Annotated in this window: 20 protein-coding genes; 8 read left to right on the forward strand and 12 right to left on the reverse strand. The window is 53.2% G+C overall.

Annotated features, from left to right (window positions below; translation table 11 throughout):
* Positions 1–16: 16 nt before the first annotated feature.
* Complete coding sequence (gene gap / locus HY913_09970; GenBank protein ID MBI4963591.1) at positions 17–1,027, reverse strand: type I glyceraldehyde-3-phosphate dehydrogenase; 1,011 nt, start codon at positions 1,025–1,027, stop codon at positions 17–19.
* A 238-nt stretch (positions 1,028–1,265) separates the two neighbouring features.
* Here gap and HY913_09975 point away from each other — a divergent pair, with 238 nt between their 5' ends.
* Entirely contained in the window at positions 1,266–1,688 is a 423-nt protein-coding gene (locus HY913_09975; protein MBI4963592.1) for a hypothetical protein, read from the forward strand.
* A gap of 355 nt (positions 1,689–2,043) precedes the next feature.
* Entirely contained in the window at positions 2,044–2,487 is a 444-nt protein-coding gene (locus HY913_09980) for a DMT family transporter (GenBank protein ID MBI4963593.1), read from the forward strand.
* A gap of 283 nt (positions 2,488–2,770) precedes the next feature.
* Here the strand turns inward: HY913_09980 and HY913_09985 are convergent, their stop codons facing one another.
* A complete protein-coding gene (locus HY913_09985; GenBank protein MBI4963594.1) occupies positions 2,771–3,055 on the reverse strand; it encodes an HU family DNA-binding protein in 285 nt (94 codons plus the stop codon).
* A 456-nt stretch (positions 3,056–3,511) separates the two neighbouring features.
* On the opposite strand from HY913_09985, the gene HY913_09990 reads away from it, so the two are divergent.
* Positions 3,512–4,216, forward strand: coding sequence for a hypothetical protein (locus HY913_09990; GenBank protein MBI4963595.1), 705 nt, complete (start codon positions 3,512–3,514; stop codon positions 4,214–4,216).
* A gap of 60 nt (positions 4,217–4,276) precedes the next feature.
* Here HY913_09990 and HY913_09995 read toward each other — a convergent pair whose 3' ends face one another.
* The 6 genes from HY913_09995 to tig all read right to left on the reverse strand — a co-directional run bounded on the left by HY913_09995 (position 4,277) and on the right by tig (position 11,816).
* Positions 4,277–5,233, reverse strand: coding sequence for a hypothetical protein (locus HY913_09995; GenBank protein ID MBI4963596.1), 957 nt, complete (start codon positions 5,231–5,233; stop codon positions 4,277–4,279).
* A gap of 207 nt (positions 5,234–5,440) precedes the next feature.
* Positions 5,441–5,629 carry a hypothetical protein gene (locus HY913_10000; protein ID MBI4963597.1) on the reverse strand — a complete coding sequence of 63 codons (189 nt, stop codon included), beginning with the start codon at positions 5,627–5,629 and terminating at the stop codon, positions 5,441–5,443.
* 344 nt (positions 5,630–5,973) lie between these two features.
* Positions 5,974–8,382 carry an endopeptidase La gene (gene lon, locus HY913_10005; protein MBI4963598.1) on the reverse strand — a complete coding sequence of 803 codons (2,409 nt, stop codon included), beginning with the start codon at positions 8,380–8,382 and terminating at the stop codon, positions 5,974–5,976.
* A 141-nt stretch (positions 8,383–8,523) separates the two neighbouring features.
* Positions 8,524–9,777 carry an ATP-dependent Clp protease ATP-binding subunit ClpX gene (gene clpX / locus HY913_10010; protein MBI4963599.1) on the reverse strand — a complete coding sequence of 418 codons (1,254 nt, stop codon included), beginning with the start codon at positions 9,775–9,777 and terminating at the stop codon, positions 8,524–8,526.
* Between the two features lie 76 nt (positions 9,778–9,853).
* Positions 9,854–10,498 carry an ATP-dependent Clp endopeptidase proteolytic subunit ClpP gene (gene clpP, locus HY913_10015; GenBank protein ID MBI4963600.1) on the reverse strand — a complete coding sequence of 215 codons (645 nt, stop codon included), beginning with the start codon at positions 10,496–10,498 and terminating at the stop codon, positions 9,854–9,856.
* Positions 10,479–11,816, reverse strand: a complete 1,338-nt coding sequence (gene tig, locus HY913_10020) for a trigger factor (protein ID MBI4963601.1) — start codon at positions 11,814–11,816, stop codon at positions 10,479–10,481. The genes clpP and tig overlap by 20 nt, the downstream gene beginning before the upstream one ends.
* A gap of 332 nt (positions 11,817–12,148) precedes the next feature.
* Here tig and HY913_10025 point away from each other — a divergent pair, with 332 nt between their 5' ends.
* From HY913_10025 to lptG, 3 genes are all read left to right on the forward strand, one after another.
* Positions 12,149–13,135 carry a glycosyltransferase gene (locus HY913_10025; protein ID MBI4963602.1) on the forward strand — a complete coding sequence of 329 codons (987 nt, stop codon included), beginning with the start codon at positions 12,149–12,151 and terminating at the stop codon, positions 13,133–13,135.
* A gap of 62 nt (positions 13,136–13,197) precedes the next feature.
* Entirely contained in the window at positions 13,198–14,154 is a 957-nt protein-coding gene (locus HY913_10030; protein ID MBI4963603.1) for an NAD-dependent epimerase/dehydratase family protein, read from the forward strand.
* A gap of 108 nt (positions 14,155–14,262) precedes the next feature.
* A complete protein-coding gene (gene lptG, locus HY913_10035) occupies positions 14,263–15,345 on the forward strand; it encodes an LPS export ABC transporter permease LptG (protein ID MBI4963604.1) in 1,083 nt (360 codons plus the stop codon).
* 34 nt (positions 15,346–15,379) lie between these two features.
* Here lptG and HY913_10040 read toward each other — a convergent pair whose 3' ends face one another.
* The 3 genes from HY913_10040 to HY913_10050 form a co-directional block, all read right to left on the reverse strand.
* Entirely contained in the window at positions 15,380–15,781 is a 402-nt protein-coding gene (locus HY913_10040; GenBank protein ID MBI4963605.1) for a hypothetical protein, read from the reverse strand.
* A complete protein-coding gene (locus HY913_10045) occupies positions 15,781–16,074 on the reverse strand; it encodes a DUF433 domain-containing protein (protein ID MBI4963606.1) in 294 nt (97 codons plus the stop codon). The genes HY913_10040 and HY913_10045 overlap by 1 nt, the downstream gene beginning before the upstream one ends.
* A 223-nt stretch (positions 16,075–16,297) precedes the next feature.
* Positions 16,298–16,771, reverse strand: a complete 474-nt coding sequence (locus HY913_10050) for a hypothetical protein (protein ID MBI4963607.1) — start codon at positions 16,769–16,771, stop codon at positions 16,298–16,300.
* A gap of 279 nt (positions 16,772–17,050) precedes the next feature.
* On the opposite strand from HY913_10050, the gene HY913_10055 reads away from it, so the two are divergent.
* On the forward strand, positions 17,051–18,493 hold the full coding sequence (locus tag HY913_10055) for a hypothetical protein (protein ID MBI4963608.1): 1,443 nt from the start codon (positions 17,051–17,053) through the stop codon (positions 18,491–18,493).
* Positions 18,494–18,590: 97 nt separating this feature from the next.
* Here the strand turns inward: HY913_10055 and HY913_10060 are convergent, their stop codons facing one another.
* On the reverse strand, positions 18,591–21,560 hold the full coding sequence (locus tag HY913_10060; GenBank protein ID MBI4963609.1) for a phosphoribosylformylglycinamidine synthase: 2,970 nt from the start codon (positions 21,558–21,560) through the stop codon (positions 18,591–18,593).
* 210 nt (positions 21,561–21,770) lie between these two features.
* On the opposite strand from HY913_10060, the gene HY913_10065 reads away from it, so the two are divergent.
* Entirely contained in the window at positions 21,771–22,073 is a 303-nt protein-coding gene (locus HY913_10065; GenBank protein MBI4963610.1) for a hypothetical protein, read from the forward strand.
* Positions 22,074–22,161: the final 88 nt, after the last annotated feature.

A 22,161-nucleotide genomic window follows, 5' to 3' on the forward strand; every position in this document is an offset into this window, starting at 1 on the left:
AAACCCCCACGCCCGATCAGGTAAGCCTTTCGCCTGCGTACACAGCCAGATCGACCATTCGAGCTGAGTAGCCTGATTCATTATCATACCAGGCAAGCACCTTGGCCAAATTGCCACCGACACAGTATGTGGCCAGGGAATCAAAGACCGAAGAATAGGTGCTGTTCACAAAATCCGTGCTTACCAGGGGCTCGTCAACATAAGCCAGGATGCCCTTCATGCGGCCTTCCGACGCCCTCTTCATCGCGGCATTGATCTCTTCGACAGTGGTGTTTCTTTTGAGTACCACACTGAGGTCCACCAGCGATACATTCGGAGTCGGAATCCTGATGGCCAGTCCGTCCAGTTTTCCGGCCAATTCCGGAATAACCAACCCCACTGCCGTGGCTGCGCCTGTGGTCGTGGGGATCATGTTCATGGCCGCGGCCCTGGCTCGACGATAATCCTTATGAACCGTATCCAGGAGGCTCTGGTCCATGGTGTAGGAATGAATGGTAGTCATAATCCCTTTTTCAATGCCGAACTCGTCGAAAAGCACCTTCGCCAGAGGGGCCAGGCAGTTTGTCGTGCACGAAGCGTTGGATATGACGTGATGTTTCAGCGGATCATATGTTTCCTCGTTCACTCCGAGTGCAAATGTGCCATCTACATTTTTCCCTGGAGCTGAAATAATCACCTTTTTGGCGCCGGCCTGAATGTGCTTGCCGGCTTTTTCCTTGTCTCTGAAAAGGCCTGTGCATTCCATGACAACATCAATTTTGAGATCGGCCCACGGGAGCTTCAGCAAATCGTCAGTGATGTTGAGGGCTCTCACATCCTTTCCGTCAATTTTCATACTGTCTTCGGTATGAGAGACTTCGCCATGATAGGGGCCGTGAACCGAATCATGTTTGAATAAGAACGCCATCAATTTTGGGTCCATTCTGTCATTGACGGCCACAACTTCCACTTTGGGATTGGTAAAGGCGTTTCGCATTACTGTTCGCCCTATGCGTCCAAAGCCGTTAATCGCTATTTTAACTGCCATAATTCTGTCTCCCTCACCCGCTATTAAAGTGTTCGAAGTGTATTTTATTTCCTTTGCCTCGTCAATCGTGAATCATTCTTGCCTTGTGTTTCCAGCGCTTTTCGGTTATAGAGAATTGTTTTTCGAGTCCCCGGACTCCGGGGGGCAGCCTCAATTAGCGCTGCACCGTCAGGAACTCGACAGAGGGCCAGCAAGAGCCAATTAGGCTTTGGGATGGTAGGCTGACGAGGATCCGGAAATGATCAGACTAACTGCTTTATTGATTTTCTCGCTGGCGTTATCGATATTTGTTTCTCACACATCAATAATATATACAGCGGATGTGTCCTCGTCCTCGGCTCAGTGGAAGATAACCAGCGTTAAAGTCTGTCGCACCCCGTCAGGTGCCTTGGATTCGGACATAGAGGTGCTGGGCAGCTACCCGGTCTATTCCTTTTTTGTCCCTCGGCCGGTTTGGACAGTGAATGGCAGCGTAGCAGACGCGAAACCGGTCTACCAACAAGGTCGCCTGGTCTCTTTTCAACTCCTTGGCGCTGGGTTATCCCTCAAATCCGGAACGAAGAATACTGTAAAATTCTCTCTGCCCGATCAAAACGGTTCAAGGACTTTTCAATACGACGAAAAGCGGCCAACTGCCGGTGAATGCTGGGAATTCTTCTGAAGTGGCCCCCAAAGCCGTTAGTCAGTCTCCTCAAGGAAAAATAGGCCCCTGGCACAAGTAGGCACGTCTCGCGTCCCCGGCACACGCTATTGTAGTGATTCTCGAAAGTTCTTTCCGAATGGAGTCGCACTGCTGGACAAGCCAGCAGTGGCGCCCATGAGTCAATCCGTCATTACTTTCGAGAACTTCTATGATGCCACCGTTTCATCGAAAATCCAATAATACAGCGCCGCTTTGGCCCCACCAGAGAGTCGGGGCATAAGATTCGAGATCCAACCTTGAGTAGCAAACCCAACCATGTTTCCGAGGCCATCCCTTTTGCCGGAATGTTACCCCTGATCACGGTCAACCTCCTGTGGGGCGGCAGCATGGTGAGTATCAAAATCAGCAACGCGGGAATTCCGCGGCCGCGACGACGATCTACATAAAGAAATTCATATGGAACAGGCCGATTACGCACTATCAGACCCTGTTCTCGCAGCTGCTTTTCTCCCTCCCGTTGCTTGTTATCTGTTCTCTGGTGCTGGAATGGGGCGCGCCGGTCAATTTGGACGCTATGGTGGTGTCGGCTCTGGCGTACCAGACCCTGGTGGTGGCCTTCTTCAGTTACATTTTATGGTTTTGGATGATCCACAGGTTTGCGGTAAGTCGGTTGGCGGCTTTCACTTTTCTCGCCCCACTGTTCGGGGTCATTCTAAGCGGCTTGGTCCTGCACGAGACGCTCCCTCTCCTGCTGTGGGTAGGGCTCGCGTTGGTGGCTTCGGGCATTTATCTGGTAAACCGGCCCGCAACCAATTAAATCACAGCGGGTCCCTCAGCCCGCAAGGAAACATCACTCAGTCGTGATTTTCCCCGGGTCCCGTCTCCACTGGTCATCTCGGTGACGGAAGGAGTAGCTTTCGGAGCCTGTTGCTCGACTTGCAACTCAGCGGCAACGGTGGGCGCTGCCCACCTCCCTTTGTCCGCTTCTAACGCCGCTGTGTACCGACCGCCTGAAACATGGCAACTCGGTTGGTTTAGCTACATACGATAGGCGCGCGGTTATTTGCGCGCGAATCAGCCCAGTGACAGGCTCCGATAGGTCACTTCGCCTTCTTGACGGCTTCCTTGAGCGCCTTGGACGCGCTGAAACGGGGAACCTTGGTGGCCGGAATCTTTATCTTCTTTTTTGTCTGCGGATTGATTCCGTTTCGGCCCTGCCTCTGGACCACTTTGAAAGTGCCCAGACCGGCGAGGCGAATCGACCCTTCTTTGCGCTTGAGCGTATCATGGATAGCGCCCACAACGGCATTAAGGGCCAAGCCCGCTGCCTTTTTTGAAATGCCAGAATCCGCTGCGATCTTGGTTACCAGTTCATCTTTCGTCATTCTCGAAACCTCCCCAAAAAGATTAACGACTTCAAAGAATTGAAGCTACTCAATGCGATTACGCTACGTTATTTGTACCCGACCGATTTGTCAAGATAAAATTGCATTGTCTGATGAATGATTACACAAAAAACCTCGGATTGCGCTAGATAATCAGCGTAATGCTCCTGTAGCGTGTTGATTTGACGGCAGTTTTCCCAACAACGACGATTTGCGATCTTTGCTCAAAAAGGACAGCCCACAGACCCTCTCCTCAGCTAGTTTTATCCTATCTGCCTTCCGATACCCTGTGCCACGACACACCAATCCCCCCGCTGACAGCATGGCTGGTTCTGCTACGGTCTGTCAGTGCGCACTTGCACCACTACACCAGATTCATTGCCGAAGCACTTGTCATTTCACACAATTTTCGATATAATAGAATTCTTAGCTTTTTATTCATCGGGGTTGCAATTTATGCACGAATTATTCTCTGGAAGGTTGTCGAGGTTTGCTGTCTGCGCGTTCCTGGTTGCAGGCCTTCTATTAATCCCGGGAACGGGCAATGCCAGTGCCTCTTTTTGCGTCGGAGACGACGGGTTTTCCATATCCAACGCACCCGGCTATTGCTTCGCGATGACCGCCTTTTCCAGGTGGTATTACCTCCGTCACCAGGGCGAACCATCCCTGCGAAAGGTTGTCGATAAGAAGGTCCAGGAGCGGATAGCGCGGGAAATTCAGCAGTATTACAGCAAGAACCTCATAAACATTCAAGCGGACTACTGCAACCGATTCCACGGCAATCAAACGGACTCCTTTCAACGCTTCCTAGCGGGGGTAGTCGCAGGAGAGCCTCAAATAGTGCTTCTCATGAACAAGGGGGCTCGCGGTGCGGTGCTCCACGCCGTACTGGCCTACGAGTGGGTCCCGGAGCAGAACATTCTGAAGATCTACGATCCCAATTACACCAACGGCGAACGCTTCATTGACCTGGACAGGCGCGAGTACACGTCTCTGGACGTTACTTACAGCGCCATATGTTTCCCGACGGTGTTACATCATCATCCCGGGCTCGTGAAGAAAATGGAAGCCTTGTACTCGTTTCACGTGGCAAGGAAGCTGGCCGCTAGAAGTGCCGCAGCGGCCGCGTCTCAGTGGAACCAGGCCGAGGCAAGGAGATGAGCTGACCATTCTTCTGCGGAGGAACACCGAGCCTGCGCGGGGCAAGTGTGAACAGGCTACTTAGAACCCGAAGGAAATTCCTCCGGATACTCCTGACACGATATAGAACCACTCGTTATTAAGCGGCTGAAAGTCCTCCACGCACTGGACCAGGCGGTTAGTGCAGCGGAGGTTGATCACGATGTCCGGGTAAACTTCCCAGGCTACCCCTAATCTTACCATCGTGAGAAACCCCCTTGTGATAAGGTGAGTTCCTTCCAGCTCCAGGGTAAAGTCGATCCCGTGAGGAAACTGCAATCGCCCTTCAAGGCCGAGCACCGGATAGACCCCATCGAGGCTTCTGGTGTTGGACATGACTCCGGCCTCGCGAGTTTCCCCGTTCAAGGTCGTGCTGGAGCCAATATAGTGGACCCCTACACGCGGCGCTATCCACCAGGGCGGATAATCCAAGGCCTTGTACCCGTAGGACACTCGGAGCCAATACAAATCGATGCGCGTGTCGACAACCGTACCGACCTCATAGGTTTTGTTGTGGAAGCGGAAAGTCCTCGGAATCCTTTTCATACCGGTGGGAGAAAACATCAAGAAGTCTGCATTGAACAAATGATTGTCCAGGATTACCCCTTCCAGAGTGACTGAGGACGCTTCACCCTGATTCACCCCTAGGTCGGTGTCAACATCTATTTTGGTCCCTGACCCCGGTTGGCCGCCCGCCGGAACGAGCACCTCACCGGCCACCCATTGATGGCTCCAGTCCATGCCAAATAGAAAGCGCGCCTCAGGGATAAGCCGAAACTGCTCTTGGGCCACGCCAACACCCTCAGTCAAGGCCAGAATCCCTGTCAGCAAAATCAGGTGCCATGAAATCCGCGCGATCACACGCATTGGGTAGCGATACCACTGTGCCGCCGAATAAGCAGCTTTGTCGCTCGCGGCCGCGTGCCCGCGCCACCGAGAACGACAAACCTGATTTGTTCTTGGAAACTTGCCGCCGGTCCTGTTTGATGTAACGCACATCGGTATGACCCCTCGCTCAAGGAATCGTTACGGCGGGACGGTTTATATACCTTTCCATACGAGGGGGCAACCAAGAAATCCCGGAATCCGGCCAATAAGAAAAGCCGGCCTCCTGTTTACGGGGAAGTCGGCTTTTATATTACGGGCAGTTTTTGCTTAGACGAGGTTAGGCAACACGCGATACAAACCGCGCCTCATGGAGAATCCTTACGCCGCGGCCGCGTCGTCTTCCACAGGCCACCGGCCTTGGTTGAGCCAGCGCACCAGGGACGCGTCGATAGCGTCTTCAAACACATCACATCGGGCAGCTATTTCCTTAAAGGACATACCTTGCTTCAGCATCCGGTGCACATTTTCGGGAGTCAATCTGACTCGGGAGCCTTCCATCTTCAGCATAAGCTACTCCTTCTTTACGTACTACAATATCTAAGATATCTTTCATCGCCGAAGGTTCCCTTTTTCAAAAAAAAAGCGGTTCACCAATTAAAACCCTAAAAAATCACATGAGTTTCACGGCAAAGAAGATCAGATCTATTTACGACCCGTGTTCGACTGATGTCAAGTATTTTTAGCGGGATATCAAAGTCAGGACGGAAGAGGCCCCGAGATCCGGTTCAAAGAAAACAAGTAGGCTTCACCCAATGAAACTTTCTTGACCGCGCATCGGTTTATTCGATCTTTCTTGTCAAACCGGCTGAGAGAGATGGCTAAAAAGCCACCCCTCTCCGGCTACATTGGCGCTATTGTTTGAGTTGAAAGGTAGCCTCGGTTGCAAGAGACTCTTCGGGAAACACGGCTTGCTGTATGTCCGGGAAAACTATGCTCAGCACGTCATCCATATGGTCCACAGGAATAATCTGTAGACCCCTGCGAATTCGCTGCGGCACTTCTTTGAGGTCTTTTTCGTTTTCTCCAGGGATCAAGACACGCGCGATGAGGCCTCGCTTAGCTGCCAGCAATTTTTCCTTGAGGCCGCCTATTGGAAGGATGCGCCCGCGCAGCGTGATCTCACCTGTCATGGCCAAGTCGTTGGGGAAAGGTCTTTTGGTGAGAGCTGAAATTATCGCCGATGTCATGGTTACACCCGCGGAGGGGCCGTCCTTGGGAGTCGCTCCTTCAGGAACATGGATGTGGAGGTCCACCTTGTTGTAGAAATCGGCCTTTAGGCCAAGGCCCCAAGCCCTGGACCTGACATAGCTCATCGCTGCATGGGCCGACTCCTGCATGACTTCGCCCAGCTTGCCAGTCACAATGAGCTTGCCCGAACCCGGCATCAAGGCTACCTCGACAATGAGCAACTCGCCCCCGACTTCGGTCCACGCCAAGCCGGTTGCCACACCAACCTTTTCCTTTTCTTCCTTGACTCCATAGCGGAACTTGGGAACGCCCAAGTACTTGGCAACGTGTTTAGCGTCAACCTCCAACTTGGAGTCCACCACACCGCCTACGACCTCGCGGACAACTTTTCGGCAGATTTTGGAGATTTGCCTTTCCAGATCTCGCACACCAGCTTCCCGCGTGTAACGGCGAATTATCCGGACAATCGCTTTGGGCAAGAAACCTATCTTGTCTGCGTTCAGACCGTTTGCTTCGGTCTGTTTCGGTACCAGGAACTGCTCGGCGATCTTGAGTTTCTCTATTTCCGTGTACCCGGGGAGCCGAATAATCTCCATTCTGTCCTGCAACGGAGCCGGAATCCCGTGCAGTGTATTGGCCGTAGTTATAAACATGACCTGAGAAAGGTCATAATCAACATCCAGGTAATGGTCGTTAAACGCGTGATTCTGCTCCGGGTCCAGCACCTCCAGAAGCGCCGCGGAAGGGTCGCCCCTGAAGTCCATGCTCATTTTGTCCACCTCGTCCAGAAGCATCACCGGGTTTATGGTTTCGACCTTTTTCATGCTCTGGATGATCTTGCCGGGGAGCGCGCCTATGTAGGTGCGACGATGGCCCCTGATTTCGGCCTCGTCCCTCACACCACCCAGCGAGATGCGAACGAATTGTCTACCCGTCGCGCGGGCCACGGACTTGGCCAGCGAAGTCTTGCCCACGCCCGGAGGGCCCACCAGGCAGAGAATCGGTCCCTTGGCCTTCGGAACCAGCTTTTGAACGGCCAAGTACTCGATGATCCTTTCCTTGACCTCTTTTAGCCCATAGTGATCCTCGTCCAGGATCTTCTGAGCGTCCGAAATATCCAGATCGGATTCCGGGCCTGTCGACCACGGCAACACCAGGAACCAGTCGACGTAGTTGCGGACGACCGTAGCTTCAGCCGACATCGGCGACATAAGCTTGAGCTTTCGTATTTCTTTTCGCACCTTAGCATCAGCTTCCGGAGGCAGGTTCTTCTTGGACAACTGCTCTTCCAGTTCGGCTATTTCGTTCCGGAAATCGTCCTTTTCTCCCATCTCCTTTTGGATGGCACGCATCTGCTCGCTGAGATAGTATTCCTTCTGGCTCTTCTCCATCTGCTTCTTGACCCGGTCACGGATCTTCTTTTCTATCTCCGCGATTTCGATTTCGCTCTGCATCAATTCCAGGAGCTTCTCAATTCGATCCCTCAAGGACAATCTGGTTAGCAGATCCTGCTTGTCTTCGATCTTCAGGTTCAACTGGCCCGCTATGGTATCCGCCAGCTTCGTAGCGTCTTCTGTCGAGCGGACCGCAGTGACGAATTCCTGGGGCAACTTTTTGTTATGGGCCAGATAATTTTCAAACACCGACTTGAGCCCGCGAACCAGGGCCTGCATTTCTACGTCTCGTTCCTGAAACTGATCCGCGAGAGGCTCGACTTCAACTTTGAAGAACCTGTCGCTCTCCAAGAACTGTCTGATCCTGCCGCGCTTCTTACCCTCCACGAAAACCTTTATGGTATTGTCGGGAAGCTTGAGCATCTGAATGATCTGGCCGACTGTACCAATATCAAAGATGTCTTCTGCCTCGGGATTTGTCTGCTGAGCGTCTTTTTGCGATGCCAGGAAAATCATCTTGTCCGATTTCATTGCCGATTCCAGGGCCTTAATGGAGCGGTCCCGGCCGACGAACAATGGAACCACCATATGCGGAAACACCACTATGTCCCGTAAGGGGAGCAGGGGCAACAGGGATGGCGGTGCCGCGGGCAAATCTTCCTTCTTAGCGAAAAACATTTGGAATTCCTCGCAAAAATCGGTAGAGGAGCCGGAACCGTCTCTGACTTGCCATGACCTTGGAGACGAATTCCGACTCGATGCTAGCTTGAGTTATCGGCTGAACGAAAAGCCAGGATGCTTGAGGGAGGTAATCCCGGATCAGGAGGCCGTTTCGGCCTCCTTCTCGAACACGAGGATGCATTCCGCATTGGAGTAAATTACGTCCTCGCTGACGATGACCTCCTGGAGGTTCTTGAATTCAGGCAATTCATACATAATGTCGAGCATGGCCGATTCGAGTATGGATCGCAAGCCGCGAGCGCCCGTCTTGCGCAAGAGCGCTTCGGAAGCAACCGCTTTCAAGGCTTCATCGGTGAACCGCAATTTGACGTGCTCAAACCCGAAGAGCTTCTTGTATTGCTTTACCAGGGCGTTTTTCGGCTCCAGGAGGATACGCACAAGCGACTCCTCGTCCAGTTCGTGCAGTGTCGCGGCTACCGGAAGTCTGCCGACAAACTCCGGTATCAGGCCGTAGTGAATCAGATCTTCCGGCTGCACCTCTTCGAGTATGTTCGAGGTTTCATAGCTTTTCGGACCGCCGATCTGGGCATTGAAGCCCATCGACTTCATGTTCATTCTCTGATGAATGACTCTGTCAAGGCCAACAAATGCCCCTCCGCAAATGAACAGTATATTGGTCGTGTCGACCTGCAGGAACTCTTGTTGAGGGTGCTTACGGCCCCCTTTGGGAGGCACGTTGGCCATCGTTCCTTCTACGATCTTGAGCAGCGCCTGCTGAACGCCTTCTCCTGAGACGTCTCGGGTGATGCTCGGGTTTTCGGTTTTACGGGAGATCTTGTCTATCTCATCTATGTATACTATTCCGCGAGAGGCTCGGGAAATGTCATAGTCAGCACTTTGCAGAAGCGTGAGAATGATGTTTTCCACGTCCTCGCCCACATACCCCGCCTCTGTGAGAGTGGTGGCATCCGCTATGGCGAACGGGACATTGAGAATCCTTGCCAGCGTCTGGGCCAACAAGGTTTTGCCCGAACCCGTGGGGCCTATCAACAGTATGTTGCTCTTTTGCAGCTCGACCCCATCCAAATCGGGCTTGGCCTCGATCCTCTTGTAGTGGTTATGGACCGCCACAGACAGGATCTTCTTGGCCAATTCCTGTCCGATCACGTATTCGTCAAGGGCCGTCTTAATCTCAGACGGTGTAGGCACCTTGGACCGAGAGCGCCCAAGTTCTTCTTTTTCGTATTCCTCCGCTATAATTTCATTGCACAATTCAATGCATTCATCACAGATGTACACGGTCGGTCCGGCAATTAATTTGCGAACCTCATCTTGACTTTTCCCGCAAAAAGAACAGTAAAGGGATGAGAAGTTACCTTTTCTGCCCGCCATAAATTCCTCCTTAGGACTCGGTCTTCGCAGGCAGACCGTTGATATCTTTTATTCGTCCGGACGCACAGGGCTTGCCTCAGCGGACGGTTTTGGTTACCACCTGAGCAGAGGGAAGCTCCCTTCGGGAAATCACCGTATCCACTATTCCGTATTGGGCGGCCTCTTCACCACTCATAAAGAAGTCTCTCTCAGTATCAGCTTCAATCCGGCTCAATGGTTGCTCCGTATGTTTGACCAGGATTTCATTGAGTTCGCTGCGCATCCGCAGAATCTCTCTTGCATGAATCTCGATATCCGTCGCCTGTCCCTGGAACCCACCCAATGGCTGATGGATCAAGATCCGTGAGTGGGGCAGGGCAAAACGCTTGCTTTTTGTTCCCGCGGCCAGGAGCAATGCGCCCATGCTCGCGGCCTGACCGATACAAATAGTCTGGATATCAGGTTTAATATATTGCATGGTGTCGTAAATTGCCAGACCCGAGGTCACCACACCGCCGGGGGAATTAATGTAGAAGTTGATGTCTTTTTCAGGGTCCTCGCTCTCGAGAAAAAGGAGTTGTGCGATGACCAGATTGGCTATGTAGTCGTCCACGGCACTGCCGAGGAAAATAATCCTCTCCCTCAGAAGCCTTGAATATATGTCGTACGACCTTTCGCCTCGACTTGTCTGTTCAACAACGATGGGTACCAACATGTGCTCGTTACTCTTTCTCTGTTTCATCAGTCGGAGCCTTCTCCGATTCCGAAGGAGGCTCTTGCTCGGTAATCTCCGCGGCTTCCTGTATCAGTTTGTACACTTTATCCTGAAGCAGCGACGCGCGAAGCTCTTCCAACATATTGTTACTTTCAAGCTGATCTTTCAAGTAGTCGACGGATAAGCCTATCTCACCGGCTCTTTCCTCGATGCCCGCCTGAAGCTCCTCATCGTTTACTTCAATTTTCTCCTGCTCTGCAATGGCTCTCATGACCAAGCCGCCCTTGACGGTCCTGACCGCTGAAGGCCGAATCTGCTCGCGCTGCGCTTCCGAAGGGGCGGGAAGCCTCTTCGGGTCAATACCGCGTGACACCAGACTCTGAATGGATTGATTCAGAAAATGGTCCACCTGGTTTTCCACCATGGATTCCGGAACCTCAAAGGCATTTTTCTCAATCAGCAAGTCCACTATTTGGTTTTCGATCTCTTTTTTAGACTGGCTTTCCGCGAGTTTGCGCAAATCTTCCGTTATCTCCGCGCGGACCTGCTCCAGGGATTCAAACTCACCGAGATCTTTGGCAAAATCATCGTCCAGATCCGGCAAGATGCGTTCCTTGGCTTCCTTGACAGTCAGTTCGAAGGAAGCGGCCTTTCCTGCCAGGTTCTTCCTCGGAAAATCCGAAGGAAGTTCCATGGAGATCTGCTTCGTCTCGTCCGGTTTCAAGCCCACAAGCTTGGAATCGAAGTCGGGAAGATAGAAATTCCTCCCCAGTTCCATGTGATAATCCGTCACGGTCAACGCGGGAATTACATTTCCTTCGGCTTCAGCCTTCACATCAACCACTAGATGGTCGCCTTCTTTGACGCCCCTTGATTCAGGAATAGGGCTCAATCGGGCGTTCCGCTCCCGAAGACTCTGGAGACGCTCCTCGACCTGTTTCTCGCCTACTTCGCGGCGGGTCTTTTTCAGCTTTAGACCCGTGTAATCCCTGACTTCTATGCTCGGCGGAACCTCGATCTCGGCGGTGTATTTGAAAGGTTTCCCAGCTTCCACCGCGTCCGGGTCTATTTTCACCACGGAGACCATAACGATCTTCTTCTCTTCCAGGCCGGACTCCAGAGTATCTTCGATGATTTTTTTGGCCGTATCGGCCTCTACTTGCGTTTTGAAATAGCTCCGGAGTATTTCAAGAGGCACCTTGCCTTTTCTGAAGCCCTTGATTTGGACAGTCTTTTTCAGGTCCCGGTACTGGGAGTCTAGCAATTCCAGAACCTTGTCTTGCGGCACCTCAACAGTGACCTTTTTCTTCACGTCACTCAGGTCTTCAACTTGAATGTTTGTCATAACTCCTCTTTCATAGGCGGCAGCCCCACATTATTTGTGTAAATTTACAAGCTTTTTTGGTGAACGGTCCGGCCAGCCCATTCCGGCCCTCTCGCCGTCCGACTGATTGTATTATACGGCAAAAGCCTTTAAAAGAAAAGGGAAGGGGAGCCGAAACAGCCCCTTCTGCCTCATTTTTGTTGCTCCTCAGCGGTGATTCTGTTAGAGCTTGTTGAACAGCCCACGTGATCTCGGAAGAATGACCGGTGACGCCCTTTTGGTAGTCCCGCGTCCCCCAGGACCCCAGCCATGCCTTCAAATACCTCTCGGACGACCATCCCACGGAGCAACAGTTGAACACGCCGAACCGTGCCGGAACAACAGTAATCAGTGTGGTTGTTCCCCTTTACAATGAAGAGGACAACGTCGTACCGCTGATGGAGAGGCTCAAGCAGGTTTTTGACCGACTGGAATGCGGTTGGGAAGTAGTGTTCGCTCTGGACCCGAGTCCTGACCGGACCAGAGAAAAGATACTTGACCTGGTCAACCAAGGGTATCCGATCCGGCTGGTCACTTTTTCTCGTCGCATTGGCAAACCCCTGTCGCTCCTGGCAGGTTTGGACCATTGTCTGGGTGATGCCTGCGTGGTTATCGATGCGGACCTTCAGGACCCTCCGGAACTCATTGAAGCGATGGTTGAAAAATGGCGTGAAGGCTACAAGGTGGTTGTAGCGCAACGGATTTCACGGAAAGGGGAAAATCCTCTCTATCTTCAGGCGGCTCGCTTCTTCTATCGGCTTTTGGATCGGATCTCGGAGGTCAAAATTCCCAGAGACGCAGGGGATTTTAGGCTCCTGGACGCGCGGGTCGTCAGAGAGATTTGCCGCTTTCGAGAGCGTCACGGCTTCCTCAGGGGCATTACTGCGGCGGTCGGGTTTCCCGTAGCCGTGGTCCCTTTTGACAGAGATCCGAGACACACCGGCAAAGCCCAGATTTCTTTCCGTGGAGCCATCAACATAGCCCTGGACGGTATAGTGCCATTTTCCCGCGTGCCGGTTCGCATGGTTTTCTGGTTCGGCCTGGCCCTCTCGCTTGCGGGAGCGGGGATAGGTCTCGTTTGGCTACTTCTAGGCCTTGTTAGAGGGTTTTTGGAACAGTGGCCCATTGTTCTTCTGTGCCTGCTGATGGTGTTGTTCACCGGCATCATAACCGCGAGCATAGGCATTTTGGGTGAATACATGGTACGAACCTACGAGGAGTCCCGGGAGCGCCCGTTGTACATCATAGACACAATTGAGGAGGGCTCGACTCTGGCCAGGAGGATCTCCAGGGCCGAATAATCCCCTCCACATATTAAGGAGTTATTGGTCATCAACAACCCAACAGGACGGAAAAGCAAACCATGAAAGTCATGGTAACCGGGGGAGCGGGCTTCATCGGCAGCCATCTGGTCGATGAATTGGCCCGCCGCGGAACACAAGTTAGTGTCTACGACAACCTCTCCACAGGTTTCCGGCGGTACTTAGAGCCTGCCATGAAGACCGGCCGCGTCCAATTGATTCAAGGGGACATCCTCGATTCGGCCGGACTGGCAGAAGCAATGGCTGGGGCATCTATGGTGTTCCATCTTGCCGCGAACGCAGATGTAAGAGGAGGGATAAAGGATACCTTCGTTGACCTGGAACAAAACGTCATGGGCACTCACCGGGTGCTGGAGGCCATGAGAAAGGTGGGAGCGACCGAAATCGTTTTCACCAGCTCAGCCACGGTTTACGGCGAACCGGATCGTTTTCCCACGCCGGAAGACTACGCGCCGCTCCAGACATCACTTTACGGCGCGTCGAAGCTGTCGGCAGAGGCGATTATTCAGGCCTATTGTGAGTATTTCGGGATACGGAGCCTTGCGTTTAGATTCGTGTCCTGGATTGGCGAACGTTACTCGCACGGAGTGGTATACGACTTCGTCAACAAGCTTCGCGAGGACCCCACTAAACTGGAAATCCTCGGCGACGGCAAACAGAGGAAGTCCTACCTGCATGTAGAGGACGGAGTCCGCGGTATCTTCCTGGCATTGGAAAGGATTCCGGAACCCAAGAGCGTTATTAATCTTGGCCATGTGGAGTACATGAACGTCACAGACCTGGCCGACATCGTTTGTGAAGAAATGGGACTGAAGAACGTCTCCTACCATTACACGGGTGGGGTCAGAGGGTGGTTGGGCGATAGCCCTTTCGTTCACCTTGACATTTCGAAGATCTCGCAGGCAGGATTTCGGCCGCTGATAAGTATAGAAGAAGGGATTCGCAGGACCGTGTGCTACCTTCTGGACAACCCCTGGTTGTTGAACGCCCGCGGCTAGAGGCTGTGGCACCACGGAACGCGGGACTGGACCCCGGATTCCGCCGGAGTGACGGGACGTGAATAGGCAATTCCTCGTGGGATAGGTTACAGATATAAGTGGTCAGCTTTGAAAATCATTGATCGTTACATAACCAAAGAGTTCGTCAAGGTCTTCTCCATATGTGTGCTGGGATTTACCTTGGTTTTTCTGCTCATAGAGATCACGGATAAGATCAAATACTACTTCGAACACAACCCGTCAGGATGGCTGATGCTAAAATTCTTCCTGACGAAGATCCCCGGATATCTGTTCTTTGCAATACCCCTCAGCGTCTTGCTGGGCGGCATGCTCTCGCTTTTGATGATGGCCAGGCACTTTGAAATCATCGCCATGCAAGCTAACGGAATTGACGCTCTGAACATAGCTCGACCGGTCTTGGTAATAGGTTGTATTGCAAGCCTGGTGATGTTCTTTCTCAACGAAACGGTCATACCCTGGTCCAACAGCTACAGCGAGTATGTCCAGGATGTTGAGATAGCCGGCAAATCGGATACCACGTTCTTCAAGAGCGATCAGATCTGGTTGCGGTCGCGTGACTCAATCACTCACATTCGGAACCTGGACAGGTCCAAACAGAGCCTTGAAAGGATTTCGATCATCATCTGGGATTCCGATTACAACTTCGCGGAAAGGATCTTCGCAGACAAGGCCAAGTGGTGGAACGACCATTGGATTCTCTACGGAGTGAACCGAACCTCGAGGAATCCCGACGGACGTTTCCAGGTTGAGACCCTCCCAACCATGACCGCGCCATTGCAAAAATCTCCGGATGATTTCGGCAGGGTGGAGAGACTTGCCAAAGAAATGAACCTTACCCAACTGGGAGACTACATCGATAAAATCTCCCAAGAAGGACAGGTCCCCACTCGGTACCTTGTGGACTGGCATGACAAAATCGCTTTCCCTCTGGTCTGCCTGATTATGGCCGCGTTGAGTGTGCCTTTTGCCATAAAGGTCAGCCCACGCGGCGGGGGCGTGGCCATTGGGCTTGCGGTGTCAATCGGTGTAGCCTTCGGCTTCTGGATAGTTCATACCATGTTCATTGCCTTGGGACACGGGGCGTACATTCCGCCAATTGCAGCGGCCTGGGCCGCAAATGTGATCTTCGGGCTGGGAGCGGCGATTCTTCTGCTTCAAGTGGGAACCTAGAGCCGGTAAGGCCCCTCCCTGTGGGATCTAGCAATCATAATTGAAATGTTTGTGGTGCTTGATAACCTACATTGTAGAACTTGACTACTTCATCAATATTTATTCGAAAAATGTGACCCGCTCGCTGAGCTTTGGTGCTGAAATTACGATTGCGGAAAAGAAGTTTGAGAAGCCCAGGAATTCTTGGAACATCCTTGTCACCGACATTGAAACAAAGTACACAAAAGCGCCTATCAGCCCGTAATCTTTTCCAGAAATGATTGGTATTGATAGTGACAAAGGCTGGTTGCCGTTGCCGGCAAAGGAGGGAAGGGATGGCATCATCTTTAACGATGCCTGCTCGCAAGTCAGTGACAAAACAGACTGGACCACGATACCATTCGGCAATAGTCTGTTCTATTTGCCGACCTAGTAATTGCTCGTCGAGTACAATCACTAGGCCGCCGCGCGCTTGGGCCGTGTTCTATTAGGTTTTTTGCCGAGTTTACTTGCAATCTCAATCGCTTCAAGAATTGCCTCTCGTGGCACTCTCCCACGGTACCCGTCAACGATGGCATCAATGGTCTCACCAGACGCGATCCTTGATAGAGTACCTGCAATCTCGATTCGGGTATATTTGAAAGTAGGTTTTCCAGCGCATACGCCCTTAGCGCGCACAACATATTTCCCCAGTGGGTAATACTCGTAAGGTTCACCGCCCACGGATTCCGTTACTCGCTTGGGCATCATATGCTCCTTCGTGTCCTGTCGATTTAATAATATCAAGAACTAGAGCGACCGTCAATGCTGCTCAAGCGATCTCGACAGGGTACACGCTCATTCTCGCACATTCTTCACTTCCTGGCTCACGAATGAGAAGAATACTTGGCAGACAGTCAGGGGCAACAGTGCAGAAACGCTGCTTGCTTCTCGGGTATGAGGCCCATAATGGCTGAGGCTTCTGGGAACAGTCTCACGGGACCTTCTTGAACTGAGCGAAAAGACCGGGGTCCGGCGTTCCTTCGTAAACTTCTATGGACGTGTACTGGTCCGGCCCGTCGAAGCGGACATACATGACTTCAGGATCTCGTGATCCCTTGCGTTGTTGCTGAAGTTCATGGCCGTTAAGCGTCCAAGAGCCTTCGTGGACCGTCTCGTTGTCCCCCACGCGAGAAATGCGGCGGAAAGACCCGTCTTCCTGGTACTCCATGATAAGGGTAAACGCGTTGGGCCCTCTGTTTACAAAAGGGCGGCCCTTGTACCCGGTCCTGTACGGCTGGCTGGGTTCTTTGGTGTTTACGATTTCCCATTTGCCGATCAATTGTGCGGCTTCTTGCGAGAGAACGGGCTTTTTGTCAGCCCTCTTCTCCTGCGCGTAAATCGGGGGAAGCAAAAGGCTCAATAAGAACCCGGCAAAGAGTAGAGCGACCGTCCGCTTGATCCTCACGAGCGACTCCTTTCCGAACCAAAGGCCGTCCTAGTTGTTTGGATTCACATGGTATTATGAGACGGCAGGATGAGAAAATATGCAACTACTTAGACGGGGCGACATTAACATAAGAGCCTCTGTCGCGCAAGAATAACCTTTTTTTCTCTTGACATCCCTTGTCCGGGATGACCATGACAATGTATGCGGGACATCAGGCAAATCATTCGTAAAGTACCTCTCTTAACCAATGGCGCCGCATTGATCGGCCTTGTGCTTTTGGTCGCAGGCGTTGTAGTTATGAGGGAAGGTCTTCTGAAACTTTGGGACCTGTGGATCGAATTCAGGCCTTTTTTTCCTCTGTCATTCTCAGATGTTACTCCCGCGCGCGTCCTGGTATCCATTCCTTTTATCGTGAAACTCTTCATCGTTCTCGTAAGTTCCATCTGCGCGATCCTTGTCGGGGCCCTCTGGGGGTTTTCAGGGCTGGCGGAGGTTTTGCGGGCCCGAAGGGGAACCATCCATCCCGCCGATTTGGATCAACCTGCTCTGGTCGCGGAATCTCTGCGAGAAGGCCAGGCCCAGTACTGGCGGTCTGCTTCGTGGCTGTTCCGAAAGCTCGCGTCGGTTTGGCCCAGGGTGAGGCTTGTAACTCCGGTATCCTATGAGATCTTTAGGGATTTGACTCGGTCCTCGGCCAAGTTCCTCGCCGTGGTCGTTCTCGTGGCGCTGGTGGTTTATTTTGTCCAGCTAACTCCCGTTCTGCTGAAGAAATATCTGCAGGTCACCATTGAATTGGCCGTGCCGTCGGCAACCCCCCTGTATGTCCTGCTGTTTTTTTTGATGCTGGCCAACGCTCTTATTGCAGTGAGCCTTGTTCCTTTGCTATCGCAGGAATTTGTGCGAACTTGTCACCTGCTTCCCGTTCACGGGGCCGGAGATCCGCACTTGTTTTTCGCCCTTTTGGAGGAGGGTTGCCGACTTTTGAGCGCAGCGGGTCAGCCGGACCGAAAGCCTGTCCGGCTTGAGCAAAAAGAGACCTCGACCACAAAAGGCACGCTCATCGAGAGTTATCCGGAGTCAGTCCAAGCCTTTTCAAGGCCTGCCGCGTACGTTTGCCTTCCTTTCATATTCCTTTTGTTGACCATGGGGTTTTCCAGGCTCATAAATTTTCAGCGACCTGTAGGTCCCATGCATTACGTGGATTTCTTGGCCTATCACTCCCTGGACTACGTCCTGGAGGTGGCTTTTGCCCTCGGGTTGATTCTTGCCGGCCTGTATCTCGCGGAACTGGCTCGCAGAATGTTCGGGATCCGGCGATTCAGATCCGCCCTGGTCTTTTGCTATGCGATGAAGACCGGGTCGCCGACGAATCTCGGGGCCTCGTCTAATCAACTGCTGGGACCGCGTATGCGCATCAAATGGAAAGTAGCTCAGGGGGTGGATGATCAATTCGCCGGTTGGGCAAAGGATCCGGGCCGAGAGCGGAAATTCAGCGTGCAGCTTTGTTGGGCCGAAGCCTTCTCTGAAGCGTCTACAGCGGAGGCGGCCCGCTTCCTGATCCGCCTGGAACAATCCTCGTCCCTTGACGAGGCCATGAAGCACCTCAGCGAGTTGCCCTTTCACGTGGGTTTTCAGACTGAAGCCGCGGCCGGTCCTGCGCCCGAGGAACCCCCAAACAAGAAAGCCCATGAAGCAGATGAAATCGCCGAAGGCCGGCAGGGCCGCCGGCCGCCACCATGATCCGGCCGCCCACTTCAATCATTGCCAACAATCTTCCAATGGCGGGCATACCCCTCGAGGAGTACTTTCGGCTTCTGAAAGACTCTTAGAGCAAGCCTTACACCCCCAGAGGCTTTTGCCATGCCTTTTTCAGTTCCCAGATGTCTGCGTCAATGACGAGTTTGTTCCCGAGGCCGGTCACTTTTAGTCTTGGCGCGTTCTCCACTTGGCCGACTTTGGCGCAGGGGAAGCCGTTCATTGCGTCTTCGAACGCGGAGCAGTCTTTTTCGCGGACGCTCACAAGGAATCGGCCGGGCGTTTCTGAGAATAACACCCAGTCGTCACGGTCGAGAGGAACCTGCAATGGGACACTAGTCAGAGACCCACTAGCACCCAATCCTCCTGAAAAGGCGCTCTCAGCCAAAGCCACCCCGAGGCCGCCGTCGGAGAGGTCGTGGCAAGAGGCCACCACGCCAGCCGTTATGGCTTTGTGAAGCGCCCGATACATCGCGATTGATTGCTCAGGATGCACGAGCATGGGAACAATTATGCCCGTAGCCCCTTTTGAGGCATAGTATTCCGATCCACCGGTGTCTGTGTGGGTCTGGCCCAGGACGTATATGGAATCGCCGGGCCTTTTGAAATCGGGCGTTACAGCGCGCCTCACGTCCGGCACTATCCCGACTGCAGTGAAGAGCACAGTCGGCGGGATGGAGATCTTGTGATCTCCTATGATGTAGTCATTCTTCATGCTGTCTTTGCCGGAGATGCACGGGATGCGGTACACCGTGGTGATATCGTAAAGCGCCTTGTTGGCTCGAACGAGCTGGGCCAGCTTGTACTCGCCGTCCGGGGTCTTTTCCGACTGCACAGGATCGCACCAGCAGAAGTTGTCCAGCCCTGCCATGCGATCCGGGTCCGCGCCGACCGCGACGATGTTCCGGACAGCCTCGTCAATGCACGCGGCCATCATCCAGTACGTGTCCAGATCTGAATAACGCGGACATATCCCACAGCCGACAGCTACTCCTCTGAACCTGTCCAGCAACGGTCGTACAACAGCCGCGTCACCCGGGCCGTCATTGTTCACTCCCACCAGCGGTTTTATTACAGTCCCGGCCTGGACCTCGTGGTCGTACTGACGGATGAGCCTCTCCTTGGAGCAGATATTCCACCTTCCCATCAGTTCCATGAGCGTGGAGGTGAGGTCGTCCGGCAGCTCGACATAAGGCTCTGTTAATGCTGGCGGAGCCCACCTAGCTGTAAGCCGCATTTTAGGGACGCCGTCGTGGAGAAAATCCAGCGGCAACAGAGCGGCAACTTGATCCTCCCACAGGACGGTGAATGAGCCGTCATCAGTGAATTCGCCCAGCTCTGTGGCTTCCACGTCGAGGATCTTTGCCAGAGAAAGGAACTCCTCGAGGTTTTCCGGTGGCACCGCCACGGTCATGCGTTCCTGGGCCTCGGAAAGTAGGACCTCCCAGGGCTGAAGGCCGGGATACTTAAGCGGGGCGCGGTCGAGGCGCAGCCTCGCTCCACCTGATTCGCGGGCCATCTCACCCACGGAGGACGATAACCCACCCGCTCCGTTATCCGTAATAGAGGAGTACAACCCTCGATCACGGGCCATCAGCAAGAAGTCTGTCATGCGTTTTTGTGTAATGGGATCGCCTATCTGCACCGCGCTCACAGGTGAGCCTTCGTGAAGCTCCTCGGATGAGAACGTGGCTCCGTGAATACCATCCTTGCCGATCCGGCCGCCGGTCATGACGATGCGATCTCCCGGTCGAGCCTGTTTCAGGTGAGCCGGCTTGCCGTTGATCTTTGCGGGCATGATCCCGCCGGTTCCGCAGTAGACCAGAGGTTTCCCGAGATAGCGTTCGTCAAAGACCACAGCGCCGTTGACAGTAGGAATACCGCTCTTGTTTCCCCCGTGCTCAACGCCCTCCCTGACCCCTTCAAAAACTCGCCGTGGATGCAACAGCCTGGGCGGGATCTCCCCTTGGTAATCTGGTGGTGCGAAGCAGAAGACATCCGTGTTGAATATCAGCCTGGAGCCCAAACCGGTGCCGAATGGGTCCCGATTAACTCCCACGATTCCGGTGAGCGCGCCGCCGTAGGGGTCCAGCGCGGAAGGCGAGTTATGAGTTTCCACCTTCACGACCAGGTTCCAGTCGTCATCGAATTTGATCACACCGGCATTGTCTTTGAACACGGAAAGACAATAATCGTCCTCTCCCCGTTCTGCGCGGATCTTTTCCGTAGCTCCCTGAATGTACGTGCTGAAGAGGCTGTCGATCTCCTGGATACGGCCATCCTCGTGATATTCGATCAAGGCATTGAATATTTTGTGTTTGCAGTGTTCCGACCAGGTCTGTGCCAGCACTTCCAGCTCGCAATCCGTGATTTCTCGGCCGAGCCTTTTGTCGGTTCTTTGTTGTAAGAACTCAGGAGTCTTGAAGAAATCCCGAATGACTTGCATTTCCTCAAGGTTCAGGGCCAGCACACCTTCCTTGCTTATGCTGAGCAACTCGGCGTCTTCCACATCAAGGTTAATGCTCCGAATCACGGCTTCGGCTCGCGAGGTGACCCGCGGCGCTGTGTTAATGCCGCGGTTGTCTGACGGTCCAAAAACCGTGCGCGTCTGGATGAGGTCGTTTGCAAGCAGATCTCTGGCGATCGTATCGGCCTGTGCCCTGGAGATATTTCCGCTGATAAAGTAGAGCTTGCGACTGTAGACCCCTTCCCCGGGCGAGAATTTGATCTGTAGCGTCCTCTCGACCGCTTCCCGCGCGGTACGGCCCACGTTGTCCGTGACGCCCGGCCGGAAGCCCACCTCTATGAGCCAATCGAAAGGAATTTCCAAGGGTTTGTCGAAGGTAGCTTCCTGGATGACCGGGTCCCTAAAGACTTCCTCGACGATCAGCGCCAAGTCATTGACTGCAAGGTCCCGGTCTATAATGAACCCGTCGGCTACCCGCAAGTCTTCCACTGTGAAACCCAGGTCGGAAGATATTCGACGCTTCATCCTCTGACCGGCAGGGTCCGGCAGCGACTGTTTCAAACAAACTTCGATTCGATGGGGCATGCCTTGATCCTCAAAAAAACGAGTGCACTTGGATGGAAAACGAACCGATTATAACTGACCTCGGACCCGGTCTCAACACTGACCTGCCATCGGGTCTCCGAGGCCGAAAATCGACCGGCGAATCGGCTTGACAACCGTCTGGGCAGGCTTATTCTTTGGGCAAAGGGGGTGAAATGCCGCCTGAAAGCCGACCAAGAGGGAGTGAATGCTATGGAACTGACAGAATATTGCGACGGCGTTGCCGGGGAACTCTCCACATGGCGAACCAAAGTTGACGATGTAGTAAAACGGCTGGACCATGTCTCAACCGGTGACAAGGCAAAAGTTGTTCCCCATGTTAATGAACTTCACATGGTCATGGAAGAACTGGACGAAAGAATCAACAAGCTCAGAACTGCATGTCCGACCTCATGGGAGCCTGAAAAGGAAGAAATGGAAGGCAAACTCACCCACTTGAGGCGCACATGGGAGGGCGTTTGGGAAAACGTCTCTCCAGGTCAAATCGGCGGGTGAACAAGAAGTAGGAGTTGGCCGGGGAACCACTTTCTGCAAAAAGGGGTTCCCCGGCTCCCCTCCCCAAAAACTCTTATATCATGTTCAA

Source organism: Desulfomonile tiedjei, assembly GCA_016212925.1.
In the GTDB taxonomy this organism is placed as follows: domain Bacteria; phylum Desulfobacterota; class Desulfomonilia; order Desulfomonilales; family Desulfomonilaceae; genus JACRDF01.

Coding starts and splice junctions, on each gene's coding strand:
- gap (MBI4963591.1), bottom strand. CDS start 1,027: ATGGCAGTTAAAATAGCGATTAACGGCTTTGGACGCATAGGGCGAACA.
- HY913_09975 (MBI4963592.1), top strand. CDS start 1,266: ATGATCAGACTAACTGCTTTATTGATTTTCTCGCTGGCGTTATCGATA.
- HY913_09985 (MBI4963594.1), bottom strand. CDS start 3,055: ATGACGAAAGATGAACTGGTAACCAAGATCGCAGCGGATTCTGGCATT.
- HY913_09990 (MBI4963595.1), top strand. CDS start 3,512: ATGCACGAATTATTCTCTGGAAGGTTGTCGAGGTTTGCTGTCTGCGCG.
- HY913_09995 (MBI4963596.1), bottom strand. CDS start 5,233: ATGTGCGTTACATCAAACAGGACCGGCGGCAAGTTTCCAAGAACAAAT.
- HY913_10000 (MBI4963597.1), bottom strand. CDS start 5,629: ATGCTGAAGATGGAAGGCTCCCGAGTCAGATTGACTCCCGAAAATGTG.
- lon (MBI4963598.1), bottom strand. CDS start 8,382: ATGTTTTTCGCTAAGAAGGAAGATTTGCCCGCGGCACCGCCATCCCTG.
- clpX (MBI4963599.1), bottom strand. CDS start 9,777: ATGGCGGGCAGAAAAGGTAACTTCTCATCCCTTTACTGTTCTTTTTGC.
- clpP (MBI4963600.1), bottom strand. CDS start 10,498: ATGAAACAGAGAAAGAGTAACGAGCACATGTTGGTACCCATCGTTGTT.
- tig (MBI4963601.1), bottom strand. CDS start 11,816: ATGACAAACATTCAAGTTGAAGACCTGAGTGACGTGAAGAAAAAGGTC.
- HY913_10030 (MBI4963603.1), top strand. CDS start 13,198: ATGAAAGTCATGGTAACCGGGGGAGCGGGCTTCATCGGCAGCCATCTG.
- HY913_10045 (MBI4963606.1), bottom strand. CDS start 16,074: ATGATGCCCAAGCGAGTAACGGAATCCGTGGGCGGTGAACCTTACGAG.
- HY913_10055 (MBI4963608.1), top strand. CDS start 17,051: ATGAGGGAAGGTCTTCTGAAACTTTGGGACCTGTGGATCGAATTCAGG.
- HY913_10060 (MBI4963609.1), bottom strand. CDS start 21,560: ATGCCCCATCGAATCGAAGTTTGTTTGAAACAGTCGCTGCCGGACCCT.
- HY913_10065 (MBI4963610.1), top strand. CDS start 21,771: ATGGAACTGACAGAATATTGCGACGGCGTTGCCGGGGAACTCTCCACA.